11 protein-coding genes are annotated in these 15,510 nt (G+C 70.0%); 6 read left to right on the top strand and 5 right to left on the bottom strand.

The features are described 5' to 3' along the window. Nucleotides 1–32 precede the first annotated feature (32 nt). Complete coding sequence (locus tag P5P27_RS00555) at nucleotides 33–1,340, bottom strand: acetyl-CoA C-acetyltransferase (RefSeq protein ID WP_006897040.1); 1,308 nt, start codon at nucleotides 1,338–1,340, stop codon at nucleotides 33–35. A gap of 203 nt (nucleotides 1,341–1,543) precedes the next feature. Between P5P27_RS00555 and P5P27_RS00550 the strand changes: the two genes are divergently transcribed. Together P5P27_RS00550 and P5P27_RS00545 are read left to right on the top strand one after the other, a co-directional pair. Then, on the top strand, nucleotides 1,544–2,911 hold the full coding sequence (locus P5P27_RS00550; protein ID WP_174302296.1) for a 3-oxoacyl-ACP reductase: 1,368 nt from the start codon (nucleotides 1,544–1,546) through the stop codon (nucleotides 2,909–2,911). A gap of 12 nt (nucleotides 2,912–2,923) precedes the next feature. After that, nucleotides 2,924–3,808, top strand: coding sequence for a MaoC/PaaZ C-terminal domain-containing protein (locus P5P27_RS00545; protein ID WP_006897042.1), 885 nt, complete (start codon nucleotides 2,924–2,926; stop codon nucleotides 3,806–3,808). A 717-nt stretch (nucleotides 3,809–4,525) separates the two neighbouring features. Here the strand turns inward: P5P27_RS00545 and P5P27_RS00540 are convergent. After that, nucleotides 4,526–5,149 (bottom strand): TetR/AcrR family transcriptional regulator, encoded by a 624-nt coding sequence (locus P5P27_RS00540; protein WP_006897043.1) that lies wholly within the window; start codon nucleotides 5,147–5,149, stop codon nucleotides 4,526–4,528. 31 nt (nucleotides 5,150–5,180) lie between these two features. Next, nucleotides 5,181–6,377 (bottom strand): glycoside hydrolase family 3 N-terminal domain-containing protein, encoded by a 1,197-nt coding sequence (locus P5P27_RS00535; RefSeq protein ID WP_197462899.1) that lies wholly within the window; start codon nucleotides 6,375–6,377, stop codon nucleotides 5,181–5,183. A 91-nt stretch (nucleotides 6,378–6,468) separates the two neighbouring features. Between P5P27_RS00535 and P5P27_RS00530 the strand changes: the two genes are divergently transcribed. Continuing rightward, nucleotides 6,469–6,669 (top strand): DUF2613 domain-containing protein, encoded by a 201-nt coding sequence (locus tag P5P27_RS00530; protein WP_006897045.1) that lies wholly within the window; start codon nucleotides 6,469–6,471, stop codon nucleotides 6,667–6,669. Nucleotides 6,670–6,773: 104 nt separating this feature from the next. Beyond that, nucleotides 6,774–10,931, top strand: a complete 4,158-nt coding sequence (locus P5P27_RS00525; RefSeq protein WP_278125905.1) for an alpha-(1->3)-arabinofuranosyltransferase — start codon at nucleotides 6,774–6,776, stop codon at nucleotides 10,929–10,931. On the opposite strand, the gene P5P27_RS00520 is transcribed toward P5P27_RS00525, so the two are convergent. Further along, nucleotides 10,888–12,120: an acyltransferase family protein gene (locus tag P5P27_RS00520; RefSeq protein WP_278125903.1), complete on the bottom strand. Its 1,233-nt coding sequence runs from the start codon at nucleotides 12,118–12,120 to the stop codon at nucleotides 10,888–10,890. The two genes, P5P27_RS00525 and P5P27_RS00520, sit on opposite strands and share 44 nt — an antisense overlap. An 80-nt stretch (nucleotides 12,121–12,200) precedes the next feature. On the opposite strand from P5P27_RS00520, the gene pgfA reads away from it, so the two are divergent. Then, entirely contained in the window at nucleotides 12,201–13,325 is a 1,125-nt protein-coding gene (pgfA, locus tag P5P27_RS00515) for a cell envelope lipid trafficking protein PgfA (protein WP_278125901.1), read from the top strand. Here pgfA and P5P27_RS00510 read toward each other — a convergent pair. Continuing rightward, the gene (locus tag P5P27_RS00510; protein ID WP_278125899.1) at nucleotides 13,312–14,553 is read right to left on the bottom strand and encodes a polysaccharide biosynthesis protein; all 1,242 of its coding nucleotides are present in this window, start codon (nucleotides 14,551–14,553) and stop codon (nucleotides 13,312–13,314) included. The two genes, pgfA and P5P27_RS00510, sit on opposite strands and share 14 nt — an antisense overlap. A 41-nt stretch (nucleotides 14,554–14,594) precedes the next feature. Between P5P27_RS00510 and P5P27_RS00505 the strand changes: the two genes are divergently transcribed. After that, nucleotides 14,595–15,509 (top strand): HpcH/HpaI aldolase/citrate lyase family protein, encoded by a 915-nt coding sequence (locus P5P27_RS00505; RefSeq protein WP_006897435.1) that lies wholly within the window; start codon nucleotides 14,595–14,597, stop codon nucleotides 15,507–15,509. Nucleotide 15,510 lies beyond the last annotated feature (1 nt).

The raw sequence follows: 15,510 nt of genomic DNA, 5'->3' as shown, positions 1-15,510 counted from the left end.
GGCCGACCGGGGCCTGCGATCCGATGCGGGGATCAGCCTTCGACGATGGCCGTGACGCCCTGGCCGCCCGCGGCGCAGATCGACACCAGCGCACGACCGCCGCCGTTCTCCTTGATCTGCTTGGCGGCCTGCGCGATGATCCGGCCGCCGGTGGCGGCGAACGGGTGCCCGGCGGCCAGCGAGGAGCCGTTGACGTTGAGCTTGCTGCGGTCGATCGAGCCCAGCGCCCCGTCCAGGCCGAGACGCTCGGTGCAGTACTCCTCCGACTCCCACGCCTGCAGGGTCGCCAGGACCACGGAGGCGAAAGCCTCGTGGATCTCGAAGAAGTCGAAGTCGGCCAGGGTGAGGCCGTTGCGCTGCAGCAGGCGGGGGACCGCGTATGTCGGTGCCATGAGCAGCCCGTCGGGGCCGTTCACGTAGTCCACCGCGGCGGTCTCGGTGTCGCGCAGGTAGGCCAGCACCGGGAGGTTCTTCTCGGCGGCCCACTCGTCGGTGGCGAGCAGGACGGCCGACGCGCCGTCGGTGAGCGGGGTGGAGTTGCCCGCGGTCATGGTGGCGTCGCCCAGGCTCACGCCGAAGACCGGCTTGAGGGTGGCCAGCTTCTCCACCGACGAGTTCGGACGGAGGTTCTCGTCGCGGGTGAGGCCCATGAACGGGGTGATGAGGTCGTCGAAGAAGCCGCGGTCGTAGGCCGCGCCCATCTTCTGGTGGCTGGCGGCGGCCAGCTCGTCCTGCTCGGCGCGGCTGATGCCGAACTCCTTGGCGGTGATGGCGGCGTGCTCGCCCATCGACAGGCCGGTGCGCGGCTCGCCGTTGCGCGGGATCTCGATGCCCAGCTTGGTCGCCAGACCGAGTGCGGCCTTGATCCGGTCCACGGTGCTCTTGGCCCGGTTCACCTCGAGCATCTGCCTGCGCATGTCCTCGGAGACGCCGATCGGGGCGTCGGAGGTGGTGTCGACGCCGCCGCCGATCGCGACGTCGTAGCGGCCTGCGGCGATACCGTCGGCCACGATCTGAATGGCCTGGAGACCGGTGCCGCACGCCTGCTGGACGTCCACCGCCGGGGTGTAGGGCGACAACGACGAACCGAGCACCGACTCGCGGATGAGGTTGAAGTCACGCGAATGCTTGAGCACCGCGCCGCCGGCGACCATGCCGAGTTGCTCGCCCTGCAGGCTGAAACGGCTGACCAGCCCCTGGAGTGCGGCGGTGAACATGTCCTGATTGCTCGCGGTCGCGTACGCGCGGTCTTGACGCGCGAAGGGAATGCGATTGCCGCCGAGGATGGCGACCGGGCGCTGCTGACGGGTTTCCGGCTGGCGGGGCGTGTACGAGGCCACAACTTCTCCTGGAGAGTCTCGGATGTCGACAGATCGACCTTGAGAGTATTCTTACTCCCGAGTAAGTTAATTGTCGACTCCTGAACCTGCGGTACATGTCACAGACGAGCGGGCTACTGCTCGTCTGCGGCATCCGCTTAGGGTCTCCGGCAGGACCGGTACCCGACACGGGACACGGATTCGTTTCACAGACATCGAAGGAGATAGTCGTGGCAGGCAACACCGACCTGTATTCGTCCATCGTCAACAGCGGCCCGGGCGCTTTCATCGCTTCGCGCGTCGGTCTTCCGCAGCCGCCGGCACTGCGTCGGTACTCGCCGTCTCAGCCCGCTCTCGCCGGTCCGGTCCTGCTCGGCGGCGCCGGACGTCTGGTGGAGCCGGTGCGGGAGATCCTCAGCGCGGGCGACGACTACACACTGGTCGAGAACAACGCCGGCGGACGCAGCGCCGACAAGCTCGGCGCCGCGGTCTTCGACGCCACCGGCATCTCCAAGCCCGCCGATCTCGAACAGCTCTTCGAGTTCTTCACGCCGATCATGCGTTCGGTGGGCAACTCGGCGCGCTTCGTGGTGCTGGGCACCACACCCGAGCTGACCGCTGAGCCCGACGAGCACGTCGCGCAGCGCGCACTCGAGGGCTTCACCCGCTCGCTCGGCAAGGAGCTCCGCAACGGCGCCACCGCCCAGCTGGTCTACGTCTCGCCCGAGGCCAAGACCGGCCTGTCCGGTCTCGAGTCGACCCTCCGCTTTCTGCTGTCGGCCAAGTCGACCTACGTCGACGCCCAGGTGATCCGGGTCGGCGCCGCCGACGCCGCTTCGGTGGAGAGCTGGGACAAGCCCCTCGCCGGCAAGGTGGCCCTGGTCACCGGTGCCGCACGCGGCATCGGCGCCACGATCGCCGAGGTGCTGGCGCGCGACGGCGCCCATGTCATCGCCGCCGACGTCCCGGCCGCGGGCGAGGCCCTCAGCGAGACGGCGAACAAGGTGGGCGGCACCGCGCTGCCGCTCGACGTGACCGCCGAGGACGCGGGAGCCAAGGTCGCCGAGCACGTTCTCGAGCGTCACGGCGGCCTGGACATCATCGTCAACAATGCGGGCATCACGCGCGACAAGCTGCTCGCGAACATGGACGCCGGCCGCTGGAACTCGGTCATCAGCGTGAACCTGATCGCACCGCAGACGCTGGTGAACGAGTTGGTCGAGCGCAAGGCCCTCCGGTCGGGCGGCGCCGTGGTCGACGTCTCCTCCATCGCGGGCATCGCGGGCAACCGCGGCCAGACCAACTACGGCGCGTCGAAGGCCGGCGTGATCGGCCTCGTCGACACCTACGCCCCGATCCTGGCTGAGAAGGGCATCACCATCAACGCCGTCGCCCCGGGCTTCATCGAGACCGCGATGACCGCCGCCATCCCGCTCGCCACGCGCGAGGTGGGCCGTCGCATGAATTCGCTGCAGCAGGGCGGACAGACCGTCGACGTCGCCGAGACCGTGGCGTACTTCGCCAACCCGGCGTCCAACGCGGTCACCGGCAACGTCGTCCGCGTGTGCGGTCAGAGCCTCCTCGGCGCCTGACGGGACCCTGCCATGACCAAGACCGTCACTCTGACGTCCCTGCCGGGCGCGGGCCAGATCTACCCGAAAGCCGTGAGCGCCATGCTCCCGGTGATCGGCAAGCCGGCCCGCGTCAGCGCGGACGCGTCACTGCCCGACACCGTCTACCGGATCGAGAACCTGCGCGTCGACGAGGCGCAGCTCAAGGAGTACTGCCGCACCACGGGTCTGCAGTTCGGTGCGCAGGTGCCGTTGACATACCTGTTCGTTCTGCAGTTCCCGCTCGCGATGACCGTGATGGTCTCGCCGGACTTCCCGTTCGGCGCGGTCGGCGCGGTGCATCTGGAGAACCGGATCGAGCGGATCCGGGCCATCGGCGTCGACGAGCCGCTGACCGTCTCGACTCACGCCGAGAACCTCCGGGAGCACCGCAAGGGCATGCTGGTGGACGTGGTATCGGAGTTCCGCGTCGGCCGCGAACTGGTCGCCGTCCAGACCGGCACGTTCCTCAAGCAGCAGCGCACGAGCCTGTCGGACGCCGAACGAGGCCCGGCGCCCAAGGACGTCGCACCGCCGCCGCCCGATCGCGTGGTCAGCGTCGACCTCGGTCTGATCCGCCAGTACGCGAACGCCTCGGGCGACCGGAATCCGATCCACATGGCCGACCTGACGGCGAAGGCCTTCGGCTTCAGCCGCGCCATCGCCCACGGCATGTGGAGTGCGGCCGCCGTGCTCGCGAACGTCGAGGCTCAGCTCCCCGAATCGGTCGTGTACTCGGTCCGCTTCGGGAAGCCGATCCTGTTGCCCGCGAAGGTGAACATGTACACCGACCGGGTGGCCGACGGATACGACCTGTCGATCCTGAACCGCCGCAAGGGCTATCCGCATCTGACCGCCACGACGCGCCCGCGCGTCTGACCGCTTGCCCGCGCTCGGTGAGTCCTCCCCCAGGCTCGCCGAGTCCTCCCCCAGGCTTGTTGAGCGAGCGCAGCGAGTCGAAACGTGTGCATGTCTGTTTCGACTCGCTCCGCTCGCTCAACAGGCCTAAGGAAGAACCCACGCAACTGGCCGAAGGAAGAGCTCGCTCAACAGGCCTAAGGAAATGCTCGCGCAGCGGGCCTAAGGAAGAACTCGCTCAACAGGCCTAGGGAAAGCTCGCACGACGAGCCGCAAAGGCGACTCGCCGAGTCCTCCCCCAGGCTTGTTGGGTCCTCTCCCAGGCTTGTTGAGCGAGCGCAGCGAGTCGAAACGTGTGCATGTCTGTTTCGACTCGCTCCGCTCGCTCAACTGGCCTAAGGAAGAACCCACTCAACTGGCCGAAGGAAGAACCCCCTCAACTGGCCGAAGGAAGAACTCGCTCAACAGGCCTAGGGAAAGCTCGCACGACGAGCCGCAAGGGCAACTCGCCGAGTCCTCTCCCAGGCTTGTTGAGTCCTCTCCCAGGCTTGTTGAGCGAGCGCAGCGAGTCGAAACATGTGCATGTCTGTTTCGACTCGCTCCGCTCGCTCAACTGGCCTAAGGAAGAACCCGCTCAACAGGCCTCAGGAAGAACTCGCTCAACAAGCTTGGGATGAATCCGCTCAACTGGCCTGGAAGGCTCACTCAAACCGGGCCCGGCCGGCGTGAGGGATCCGACTATGTCTCGTCGCCGACGGCGTCCTCCGACACTCCGACACCGCGCAGACCGCGCCAGGTGATGCCGAGCAGCAGGTCGGTGGCCGTTTCGAGGTCGATGTCGCCTTCGGCGATCCGGTCGGCGACGGCCTCGCCGGCGCCGACGAGGGCCACCGCCGTCAATTCGAAATCGACGTCGCTCGCACCCTCGGTGGTGGTGCCGCGGCGGATGAGATCAGTGATCATCGAGGTGATTCCCTCGCGGCTCTCGGTGACGATGTGTGCGAACGTCGCGGTCCCGACCGCGACCCGGTAGAGCACTCGCCACGAATCGGAGTTCTGATAGACGAACCGGAGGAACTCACGCACCAGCGTGCGCGCCTGGTCCTTCTGCCTCATCGTGGGATCAAAACCCGCCGACATGGCTTCCATGAACCGGCCGGACTCGCGCGCGATACAGGCGCTGAACAGTTCGTCCTTGGAGCCGTAGTAGAGGTAGAGCATCGGCTTGGATATCTTGGCCTCGGCGGCGATGGCGTCCATCGAGGTATCCGCGAAGCCATTCGCGGCGAACGCTGAAATCGCAGCATCGAGCATCTGCTGCTCTCGAACTGCCCGCGGCAGCCGCTTGGTTCCGCTAGCCATGACTACAAACTTACCATCGAGTAAGAACGCGTCAGGAGCAGTTCACCACGTGCTTGGCCTTCAGGATCCGGAGCACCGAGCGGTCGATCCGGCGCTGCGACAGCTTCCCGTCCGCGACCGCCTTCTCCAAAGTGTCCAGCACCGAGGTCACGTGATCGGTGGAAAGCCACAGGCCGACGTCCGAGCCTGCGGTGATCGCCTTCAGCACCGCCTGTTCGATCGTGTACTTGTCGGTGATCGCCTTCATGCCGGACAGATCGTCGGAGAAGACGACGCCGTCGAACGCCGGTCCGTTGTACTTCTTGCCGGTGCGCAACATGCCGATCGCCGCCGGACTGATGCTCGCGGGCGTCTCCGGCCCGGTCAGACCCGGCACGATCAGGTGCCCGACCATCACGCCCGCGGTCCCGGGACTGCGCAGCAGAGTCCGGTACGGAACGAGATCGGTGTTCTGCATGTCCGCCAGCGGAGGCGTGGTGACGGCGCCGGTGTGCGAATCCCCCGATGCGTGCCCGTGGCCGGGGAAGTGCTTGTACACGGGCATGATGCCCGCGTCCTGGAGCCCGCGCGCATAGGCACCGGCGTACTCGGTGACCACCTCGGGATCGTTCGAGAACGACCGGTCGCCGATCACCTCGTCGTCGGGCTCGGCGCTGACGTCCGCCGACGGAGCGAAGTCGACGGTGACACCGAGCTTCGCCATCTTCTCGCCGGCCGCCTTGGCGAGCTGCCGGACCTGCTCGGGCGTCTTGGTGCGCGCCAGCACACGCGCCGACGGCATGTCGATCCCCAGCGACTTGAGCCGGCTCACTCGGCCACCCTCCTGATCCACGGTCACCATCAGCGGGACCTTCTGGCTCTTCGAGAGCGTGGCGACGGTGCCGTCGCTCAGCATCGACAGGTCGGTCCAACTGCCGACGAACACTCCGCCGATGTGCTCCTTCGCGACCACCCGCCGCGCGTCGGCCCCGTTCTGCACCCCGACCACCAGCAGCTGAGCGAGCTTGTCGCGCAGCTTCATCCCGGCCAGTTCCTCGGAGCCGCACGCGGCGGGAACCGTCGGAGCACTGCTCGAGGCGGAAACGGTCCGCGAACTAGTCGTCGTGTGCGACGACGGTGCGGCCTGATCGCCGGTCGAGTCCGAGCACGCCGCGGAGGCGAAGAGGCCTGCCGTTGCGACGAGGGCGACGAGAGCACGGCTGGGACGTAGATGCGTGAGCGGGCTCATTCACCCAGTGTTTCATGCTCGCTCGCGACGGCCGGATCGGCGCGGCGGACGAAGCCCGGGCGGCGCCGACTGAACTGGTACCTTGGAATCCATGCTGCGTGAACGCCTGATCTATGGTGCCGTCGCCGGAGTGGCCGGCGTGCTCGTCGGCATCGGCGCCGTCTTCCTCGGCGGGCAGCTCGCCTCCGAAACCAAGCCGTCGACCGACGTGAACAGCTTCAACGCCGACAACGGTTTCGTTCAGGGATCGGTGGACTACGGATCCCGCGGCGGCGGAGACGCCAACAACTGACTCGCGCACTCCTCCGCCGGACCGCTCGGTCGAGTCCCGCAGCAACTGAGCCGGGCGGCCCGGGCCGGATTCTGACGCGGGCGCAGGCACTCATCGTCGCTGTCGTGGCGCTGGTGGTCTGTCTACTCCAGCGCCCCGGCCGCATCTCGCCCGACACCAAGCTGGACCTGACCGCCGATCCGATCGGGTTCCTCACTCGCGCCGCGCACCTGTGGTCGCCGGATGCCCCGATGGGCCAGATCCAGAACCAGGCCTACGGATACTTCTTCCCGCACGGCCTGTTCTTCGCCGTCGGCGAGATCCTGCACGTGCCGCCGTGGATCACTCAGCGATTCTGGTGGGCGATTCTGCTGACCGTCGGCTTCCTGGGCGTGGTCCGTCTCGCCGAGGCGCTGCGCGTCGGGTCGTTCACATCGCGGCTGATCGCCGGTTGGGTCTTCGTACTGGCCCCCCGCGTGATGACCACGCTGGGCACCATCTCCTCGGAGACGCTGCCGATGATGCTGGCGCCCTGGGTGCTGCTCCCGGTGGTCCGGGCTCTCGACGCGTCCGACCCCCGTCCGCTGTGGCGCAACGCGGCCCGGTCCGCATGCGCGGTGGCGCTGATGGGTGCGGTGAACGCCGTCGCCACGGCTGCGGCCGTGGCGGTGTCGGCGATCTGGTGGCTGCTGGCGACTGCGCGGCGCGACCGGGGACGCCGCCGTCGCGGACTGGTCTTCGGCGCATGGTGGGCGGCGGGTCTGGCGATGGCGTGCCTGTGGTGGGTGGTGCCGCTGCTGATCCTCTCGCGGGTCTCCCCGCCCTTCCTCGACTTCATCGAGTCGGCGAGCGTCACCACCGAATGGACCTCCCTCACCGAAGTGCTGCGCGGCACCGACTCGTGGACGCCGTTCGTCTCCCCGGAACGCGCTGTGGGCGCCGTTCTGGTCTCCGAGCCGGCCGCGGTGGTCGCGACCGGCATCCTCGCCGCCGCCGGGTTGGCCGGTCTCACGATGCGGGCGATGCCGCACCGCCGCCGCTTCCTGACCATCCTGGTGATCGGCCTTCTCGCCCTGTGTCTCGGATATCCGGGAGCACTCGGCTCGCCCGTGCGTGAGACGGTCATCGCTTTCCTCGACGGTCCGGGCGCCGCGCTGCGCAACATCCACAAGTTCGATCCGCTGGTCCGGCTCCCCCTCGCGATGGGAATCGCGCATCTGCTCGCGCGTGTCCGTGTCCCGATCCGCAGCCGCGGTGCCGAACGAGGTGTGGCCGCCGCACTGGTGGTGGTGATCGCCGCGTTCGGCTCCGGGTCGTTGCTGTGGACCGGCGGGCTGGCACCGGCCAAGAGCTACCGCGCGGTCCCCGACTACTGGCAGCAGACGGCCGACTGGCTCGACGCCGCGCAGGCCGGCTCCCCGACTCCGTCGCGCGCCCTGGTGGTCCCGGGAGCGCCCTTCGCCGACCAGATCTGGGGTCTCACGCGCGACGAACCGCTGCAGGCGCTGGCGCACTCGCCGTGGGCCGTCCGCGACGCGATTCCCCTGACGCCGCCGGGCGCCATCCGAGCGATGGACTCGGTGCAACGGGCGCTGAGCTCGGGCCGCGGATCACCCGGACTGGCCGCGACACTCGCCGAACAGGGTGTCGGATACCTGGTGCTGCGGGCCGATCTGGACGCGGTGACGTCACGGTCGGCACGACCGCTGCTGGTGGCGCAGGCGATCCGCAACTCACCCGGACTGTCGGAGGCGGCCCGGTTCGGTCCCGACGTCTCACCGCCGACGCTCGACGGCGTGGTCGTGGACGACGGACTGCGTCCGCCGATGCCGGCGGTGACGGTCTACCGGGTCGGACCTCCCGACGGCACCGGTGCCACGACCGCCGGCGCGCCCGGACTGGTGGACGTCGGCGCGATGACGCGGGTGACCGGCGGACCGGAGGCCCTCGCCGCGGTGGAGGACGCCCGCAGCCGAGCCGGAGAGGAACCGCTGGGTCCGGCGCTGCTGACCGCGGACGCGAGGCGCGCGGGCCTGCCCGACGCTCCGGCGGTGGTGACCGACTCCCCTGTCGACCGGGAGACCGACTTCGGGCGGGTCGACGACCATTCCTCGGCTATTCGCGGCCCCGACGATCCCCGGCTGACCAAGAACGCGGCGCCGGACTACCCGGTGCCGGGCCAGCCGCTGGTCCGCGCGCAATGGCTGCTCGACAACCAGCCGGGCATGGTGCGCGTGACCAGTTCGGGCTCGGCCGCCGACGCGACGCAGCCCGGCCGGACGTCGCCTGCCAATTCCACCGCCGCCGCCTTCGACGGCGATCCGGACACCGCCTGGGTCAGTCGCGGTCTGGAGTCGGCGGTCGGCAGGTGGCTCTCGATCGACTTCACCCATCCGCAGGACGACCTCGCGGTGACCGTCACGACGGCCAAGGCGCTCGGGCCGGACGTCTCGACGCTGCTGGTCTCGTCCGATTCCGGCAGCACCGTGGCTCAGGGAGTGAAACCCGGAGTGCCGACCCGGATCCTGGTGCCGTCGGGGCCCACGTCGAGCGTCCAGGTCCGCGCCATCGACACCGCCGACGGCTCGGCCGGTAATCAGTTCGCGATCGCCGAACTGTCGGTCGCCGACGCGAACACCGGTGTCCCGCTGTCGATCCGGCAGCGCACGGTGCTGCCGACACTCGACGCCGCCGACGACGTGTCCGGCTGGGTGCTCTCCCCCGAACTCGGTCCGATCCCGGATTGCGTCACCGCGGCGGACGGCCGGGTGCGCTGCTCCCCGGCGGTGGGGTTGAGTCCGGAGACGCCGGGCGTGTTCTCCCGGACCCTGTCGGTGCCGTCGCAGACCGACGCCGACGTGCATGTCACGCTGCGACCGAAGGCCGGCGGTGAACTCTCGGATCTGCTGGCCCGCACCGGCGCGATCCGCGCGGAGGCGCAGTCGTCGGTGGCCGATCCGCGCGGCAACGCATCGGCCGCCGTCGACGGTGATCCGAACACCACGTGGACCGCACCGGATCCGGACACGTTCCCGAAGGGAAGGAAACCCGTTCTGACCCTTCATCTGCCCGCCCCTCGCGAAGTGTCCGGGATCCGTCTCCAGACGCCCGCGGACTATCCGGCGCACCCGACCCGCGTGTCCGTGGAGTTGCGGGACGGTGATCGGACGGTGGTGCGGACGACAGCGCGGGTCGGCACGGACGGGGTGCTGTCGGTTCCCGCCGCCCGGGCCGACACCGTGGTGCTGACGATCGAGGAGCAGAGCGATCTGATCGACGTCAACGATCTCGGTTTCGCGAAGGACGCACCGGTCGGCATCAGCGAGGCCCAAGTGCTGCCGGGCGGCCCGAACGTACCCGACGACGACCATCGCATCATCGAGATCGGCTGCGCCACAGACCCGTCCGGCCCGTACGGCATGGGTGTCACGGCAGCCGGCCAGATGCTCCGACTGCATGTCCGCACCACGGTGGGCGCGCTGCGCCTCGGCGAGAGCGTATCGGCGACCGCGTGCCCCGGCCCGTCGCTGCGACTGCCGGCGGGTGAGCAGGAGGTCGCGGTGAATCCGGGACGCGCCTTCACCGTCGACGCGGTGACCCTCCGGCGTCCCGGCGCGGAGGCCTCCTCGCCTGCGGTGACACACCCGCAGGTGACCGAATGGGCGCCCACGGACCGGAGGCTGACGGTGGACGCCGCCGACACCGACCGCATCCTGTTCGTTCCGGAGAGCACGAATCCCGCCTGGCATGCACGCGCCGACGGCCGAGAACTGAAGCCGGTCGTGGTGAACGGCTGGCAGCAGGGCTGGATCGTGCCGGCGGGAACGGGCGGCACCGTCGCGCTCACCGTCGACCTCGACTCGCCGTACCGGTGGGCGCTGGGCGCCGGTCTGGCGCTGGTGGTGGTTCTGTTCGCCGTCGCCTTCGGTCCGAGGTTCGGACGGCGCCGCTGCGAGCCGGCCGTGCGGCCGGACGACGGCGTGCGCGCCGGACGAGGCGCGGTCGCCGCGGCGTCCGCCGCGGCCCTCGCGGCGGCGTTCCTGCTGACCGGCTGGCCGGGGGCGCTGATCGCGGCGGCGACCGGGGCCGTCACCTGGCGGCTCTCCGCCCGCCTACGACCGGCGCTGACGTTCACGGCGATGCTCGCGGCGACGGTGGTGCTGGCCGCGGGACCCTGGCATTCGGGCACCGCCTACACCGGCTACAGCGGCTGGGCCCAGGCGTTCGCGCTGATCGCCGTCAGCGCGGCGGTGGCGGCGGCGCTGTTCGGCCGGCCGCGGTGACGCCGGCGCGTTCCGGCGTCGGTTCGTCGGCGGGCACCTCCGCGGTCCGTCGCTTCTCCCGCGCCGACAACCGCGCCCGGAGCGGTTCCTCGACGAACGCGTAGCTGGCGGCCGAGAGCGCGACGGTGATGATCACCGTCAGCAGCCACACAGATACGAAGTGACCGTCGAACATCGGAATGCCGAACAGCCCGAAGACCACGCTCAGCACCGCGAGATGCCAGATGAAGATGCCGTACGACCATCGGCCGAGCGCGTTCATCACCCGAGAGTCGAGGAAGACGAACGGGCCGTCGGACAGCACCAGCGGCGCCAGCACCGCGAATGCGGCGACGGCGCCGAGCACCATCTTGGCCACGTAGGCCAGGTGAGTCATGTCGCCGAGCCCGACCGGTCCGGCGATCGGCGTGCACGCGAGTCCGTACGCGACGACGAACACCACGAGCATCACCCGGCGGTCGGCGCCGAGCCGCACTGCGCGCGATCGGCGGTCGAGCCGGCCGATGGCGAGGGCGGCCGCGATCTCCGACAGCACCAGACCCACGGCGAACCACGGCAGGTACCCGAGCACCCAGTTGCGCGCCTCGACACCGGCGGGAAGCGTGAACAGTCGCGTCACCCAGGTCCACCCGAGGCTGACGATCGCGACCCCGACGATGATCGGGATGCGGCGGCGGGCAGCGGCACCCCGTACCCGGTACAGCGCGAAGCCGATCACGGGCAGAAGCAGGTAGAACGCAACCTCCACCGACAGGCTCCACATCTGGGTGAGGCCGGGCGCGAGAGTGAGGGGGACGAACACCTGGGTGAGGGTGAGATTGGCCAGCCAGACCGTCGCCGAGGCGCCGCGCGCCTGCGGCAGCAGAGCCAGCACCGCGACCACCACCAGCGCGTACGCCGGCCAGATGCGGACGAAGCGATGTCGGAGGTAGCGGCGCACGGCGGGCCGAGGAGCCCCGTCGTCGCGGGCCGCCGCGGCATACGGGCGCCACAGCAGGAATCCGCTGAGCGCGAAGAACAATGCGACGGCGAGGTCGAGGCGGCCGAGGATCTCTCCGAGCACCGGCCACTGCGTCACCCGCGTCTGGAAGGCGACGTGCGTCGTGAGCACGCCGAGCGAGGCCACGGCGCGCAGGCCCTCCAGTTGGGGGTAGAAACGCCGGGCCGGTGCCGGCTGCGAGTCAGACATGTCCTGCCCAGGGTAAGCCGCGCGAGGGCAGCGGCGGGAGCCCGGACGAGCGGCCGGCCCCCTCACATACAGTCGACGCTGTGTCTGACGCCGCTCCCGACAGCCCCCGGACCGGTCCGCGCTGGTCGACCCGGGACCTCATCGCCCCGACCGCGTTCTTCCTCGGCGCACTGTTGCTGGCGGCGGCGGTCGCGATGGGCCCGATCATCGGTCCCGGCCTGAGGAAACTTCCGCTGAGCGTCGACCAGACATGGATCGCCGACTCCTCCGACGACACGACGGTCCTCGACCGCTGCTCCATCGACTCGCCCGCGGCGAGAGTGCTCGAGGCGCATCTGCAGCAGCGCCGCCGGACGGTCGCGGTGAGGCCGTCGGACTCCGACGTGGTCACACTGCAGGCGGCCACGGCGCTGGGCGTGGACTCGTACCTCGTCGACGGCAGGGCCCAGGACGCCGAGCGAGTCTGCGCAGAGCCCACGTTGGCCGCGACCATCGACCGGGTGACGGTGAACCGGGTGACGGCGTCGCCGACCGGGCGGTCGGAGATCCAGTACGACGACAAGCACGCCGCCGTCGCCGTCCCCGACCGCCGGGGTCGCACTTACGCACTGCCGTACGGCTTCGACGATCCCGGCGACTACTTCGACGTCACCACCAGGCAGACGGTTCCGCTGCAGGCCGCTGGTGAGACCGAGATCGACGGCCGCAGGGTGGTCCGGCTGCGCGCGGTGATCCCCGACACCGACCTGGGCGCGCTGGGAACCGATCCGCGCGGAGTGATCACCCGCCCGGCCTCGTGGTTCGGCACCTTCCCCGGAGTGGCGCCGAGCCGACGACTGACCGCCAGCCTCCATCACCGCGCCACCCGGGACCTGTTCGTCGACACGGCGACCGGCGTGGTGGTGGACGAGCGGATCGAGATCGAGGAGGAGTACCGGTTCGCACCGGGCGAAGCCGGGTCGAATCCGGCGCTGACGGGATTTCGCCTGCCCAATCTGAGCACCGTCCTCACCGGTGATCGGCACAGCCGAATCGACGGGGCCGACGCCGCCCGGCACCGCGCCCGCCCGGTGACTCTGGTGACGCGGACCCTGCCCGTCGCACTCGGCGCCGTGGGCGTGCTGGCGCTGATCGGCGGAGCGGTGTACGTCTACCGCACCGGCGTGCGGAACGGGCGGGAAGACGACGGCGTCAGGAAGCGGTGAGCCAGACGCCGGTCGCGGCCACCGCGCAGGCCGCCGCCCCGGCGGCGACGGCGACGAGCCCGGCCACCGAATCGACCGCGGTCAGGATCACCGACACCTCCACCACGAGGACTACGAGCGCCGGGATCGCACCCCGCGCGCGGTCGCGAGCGATCGCGGTCAACAGCATCAGCTGCAGCACCGCGAGCAGGGCTCCGGTGAGCGCGAACAACCACATCAACCCCGCCACCGGCCGGTAGTCGTCGGAGATCACCACGGGCACCAATCCGCCGCCGACGGCGGCGATCAGGGTGGTGACCAGACCCGTCAGCGCGAGGACGCCGACCGCGCCGCGGAGAGCGGCGGCCGAACGCACCGGGTCGGCCAGCCTCGGGTACACCACCACGCCGATGGCCTGCGGCAGCCAGAACGCCGCCTTGGTGGCGACGGCGCCGAGCGCGTAGACGCCCGCGTCCGCGGCGGTCAGCACCGATCGGGACAGCAGCAGATCCACCGACACCGCGACGATCATCACGAACTGCACGCCCGACGCGGCGACCACCGCCGACAGCGTGAGCCGCGACCCGGGAACTGCCGCGCCTCGGGAGCGTCCGGCCGGACCGATCGCGGCTGCGGCGACCGCGGCCACCAGCGCCGCCGCGACGGCCGTTCCCAGCGTCCCCGCCGCGAGCGCGCCGGCCGCGTCCGCCCCCGCGTACACCGCGCCCACCACGGGCGCCGACCGCAGGAGCCCGACGCCGGCGAGCACCGCCCCGAGCAACCGGAACCGCCCCGCCCCCTGAAGCAGCCCCTGGCCGCCCGAGACCACCGCGAGCGGTGCGGCACCGGCGAGCGCTGCCGCGGTGGGTCCGAGATCGGTGTGCGCGATCCTCATCATCGCGGCCACCGCGAGCACCGACACCAGGGCGACGACGCCGAAGACCACGCCGATCAGCCTCCACAGCCGACGCGACGGCGTTCCCCGCACCACCTCGCGCGCCACCACCGCCTGCAGAGCCAGCGCCGGCACCGAGGCGATGAGCATGGCCGCGTTGAGAACCGAGAACTCGCCGAAGGCGTCCGGCCCCAGCACACGGCTCGCCGGAACCTGCACCACGTACGCCAGCAGATTGGCCAGGAGAGAACCCGCGGTGACCCAGCCGACCGACCGCACGGTGGACCCGCGGCGGGGCGTGGCGGCGTCGACCATGCTGACCAGTGTGCCCGGCCGCTGCGCGATAGACTGCATCGGCAGTATCCGTAGCTGATCGAGACGAGCGCTAAGAGTCGATGTACGACACCGAACCATTCAACGAGCCCGACCCCTCCGATGTCGGGTCCCGCATCGACCCGGTACTGGCCCGCAGTTGGCTCCTGGTGAACGGGGCGCAGTACGACCGGTTCGAGGCCGCGTCGCGCTCCCGCGCCGACATCGTCATCCTCGACATCGAGGACGCCGTCGCACCGAAGGACAAGGACTCCGCCCGCGACAACGTGGTCCGCTGGCTCGCCGACGGTCACTCCGACTGGGTTCGCATCAACGGCTTCGGGACCCCGTGGTGGGCGGCGGATCTCGCCGCGCTGGCCGGGACGTCCATCGGCGGGATCATGCTGGCGATGGTGGAATCGGTCGATCACGTGACCGAGACGGCCCAGCGTGTCCCGGGCGTGCCGATCGTCGCGCTGGTCGAGACCGCCCGGGGCCTGGAACGGATCAACGAGATCGCCTCCGCCAAGGGCACCTTCCGCCTGGCGTTCGGCATCGGCGACTTCCGCCGCGACACCGGTTTCGGTGAGCAGCCGACCACGCTGGCCTATGCGCGGTCGCGGTTCACCATCGCGGCCAAGGCCGCCAACCTGCCGTCGGCCATCGACGGCCCGACCGTCGGTTCCAGCGCCCTGAAGCTGTCGGAGGCGACGGCCGTCAGCGCGGAGTTCGGGATGACCGGCAAGATCTGCCTCACCCCCGACCAGTGCGCGTCGGTCAACGAGGGGCTGTCGCCGTCACACGATGAGATCAAGTGGGCGCGTGAGTTCTTCACCGAGTTCGAGGCGGACGGCGGCGAGATCCGCAACGGCTCCGACCTGCCTCGGATCGCCCGTGCCACCAAGATTCTGGAACTGGCCCGCGCATACGAGATCGTCCCGAGCGACTACGGGATCAACGACCACATGCCCGCACCGACCGACACGTACCACTTCTGAT

This window comes from Gordonia sihwensis (genome assembly GCF_029632925.1).
In the GTDB taxonomy this organism is placed as follows: domain Bacteria; phylum Actinomycetota; class Actinomycetes; order Mycobacteriales; family Mycobacteriaceae; genus Gordonia; species Gordonia sihwensis.
Note: the sequence above shows the minus strand (reverse complement) of the source record. Positions and strands in the feature narration are given on the sequence as shown.